Genomic DNA, 1,958 nt, shown 5'->3' on the forward strand with positions numbered 1-1,958 from the left:
CCCCTAACCCCTAACCCCTAAAGCAACAGAGTGGCGTAATTGTCAATCATTGCCGGAGTACGATCGCTCCCTGTGGCACTAAAATTTTGGAAATAACGCCTGACTTTTGGGGGGAAATTTGGATAATCAAACATCCCATCACCAGCGGCAATATCTGCCCAGAAATAACGTAAACTAGGGGCTAATTCCTGAGCAGTTTCTATCGGTAAATTTAAAGGTGGTTCTGTTAATAAACGGAGCATAAATTGCCCAGAGCGATCGCCCATCCACTCCCGCGAAAACTGCGGTAAATCAGGCCATTCTGGTAAAGAATCAATCCGATTACTTTCAATTTGTAACCATTTTCTCCCCAACTCATCAACCCGAAAATGTAAAATTCGATAAGGGTGAGGATAACTAACTAAAGAACCAGTCGTAATATCATAAATTCCCCGATCTTCAGCAATATCTTGAACGTGCAAATGTCCAGTAAACACCAACTGCACCTTGGGACGCAAAATTTCTAACAACTGGGGCGCATTTTCCAACATATATCTGCGCCCCATTTTATGTTGAGATTGTCCCGGTAAATGTTCCACCACGTTATGATGAATCATCACCAAAATTACATCTTCCGTAGCAGTTGCCAAAACTCCTTTTAACCACTCCAATTGAGTATCATCTAAACGTCCGATTTGATCGCCTTTTTCATTAAAATTATTAGAATTCAAACCAATTAAACGCACCCCAGGCAAAATTTCACAAGAGTAATAAAGTTGTTTTGGATTATCGTAACCAAATTTTTGATAATAACTAGGAAAATCAGCCCAACCAATAGATTTTTCATTTGCCTTTAAAACAGGTACATCATGATTTCCCGGTACAACGTAAACTGGAAAAGGTAACTGCGCCAAACGCCATTGTAACCAAGCATGATTTTCCCGTTCACCATGTTGAGTTAAGTCTCCCGGTATTAATAAAAAATCCAGGTCGAGTTGAGCTAAATGTTGAAAAATCAATTCCAAAGCCGGAATGCCGACTTCTACCAAATGAAACCGAGAAGGATTGTCCCAAATGGTGTGAGGAAGGGCGATGTGTAAATCGCTAGCCACTGCGAAGCGAAATTCTAAACTCATGATGGCAATCTAGATTTAAATGAGCAAAACCTTGATCCCCGTCGAGTATAGCTAATGCTGAGCCTTAACGACCTCTATCTGTGTAGTTTAATTGCGAAAAAGGAGGAAAAATTTTGGCACTTGTCCGAGTCCGTCAGCACGTTAACCCACTAAGCAGGAAGTATCAAACGCCAACAAATCCACCAGACTGGAGTCAAATTTATGCCGATCTGGGTCAACCAATACATTTGGACATTGGTTGTGCAAGGGGTAGATTTGTGTTGAGTATGGCACAGATTCAGCCTGATTGGAATTTTTTAGGGTTGGAAATTCGCGAACCTTTGGTAGATGAAGCAAATCAATGTCGGGATCAATTGGCATTGGCGAATTTACATTACTTATTCTGCAATGTGAATAACTCTTTGCGCCCTCTCCTCAGTTCCCTTCCTCCCGGAAAATTGCAACGAGTTACTATTCAATTTCCCGATCCTTGGTTTAAAAAACGCCACCAAAAACGGCGCATGGTACAACCAGAAACGGTAGCTGATCTAGCTAATTATTTGGTGATTGGTGGTGAAGTGTTTATTCAATCTGATGTGCAAGCGGTGGCAGTGGAAATGCGCGATCGCTTCTCCGCACACCCAGCTTTCCAAAAACAAGGAACAACCGAATGGTTAACTCAAAACCCCCTCCCAGTCCCCACCGAACGCGAAATCGCTACCTTCAACAAAGGAGAACCAGTTTATCGCGTTTTATTCCAAAAAATAGCGACTGGGGACTAAGGACTGGGTACTGGGGAAGACGGTTGGCAGAAGAGGTGGGGAGGTAGGGAGAGTTGAAGAGATAGTTAGTTAAATGATTTTC

General features: G+C 42.4%; 2 protein-coding genes. One reads left to right on the top strand and one right to left on the bottom strand.

Features of this window, described 5'->3' with window-relative positions:
- Window positions 1–17 precede the first annotated feature (17 nt).
- Window positions 18–1,115: a metallophosphoesterase family protein gene (locus IQ264_RS32310; RefSeq protein WP_193986838.1), complete on the bottom strand. Its 1,098-nt coding sequence runs from the start codon at window positions 1,113–1,115 to the stop codon at window positions 18–20.
- A 113-nt stretch (window positions 1,116–1,228) separates the two neighbouring features.
- On the opposite strand from IQ264_RS32310, the gene trmB reads away from it, so the two are divergent.
- Complete coding sequence (trmB, locus tag IQ264_RS32315; RefSeq protein WP_193986840.1) at window positions 1,229–1,876, top strand: tRNA (guanosine(46)-N7)-methyltransferase TrmB; 648 nt, start codon at window positions 1,229–1,231, stop codon at window positions 1,874–1,876.
- Window positions 1,877–1,958: the final 82 nt, after the last annotated feature.

It is taken from the genome of [Phormidium] sp. LEGE 05292 (genome assembly GCF_015207735.1).
Lineage (GTDB): Bacteria > Cyanobacteriota > Cyanobacteriia > Cyanobacteriales > Aerosakkonemataceae > Floridanema.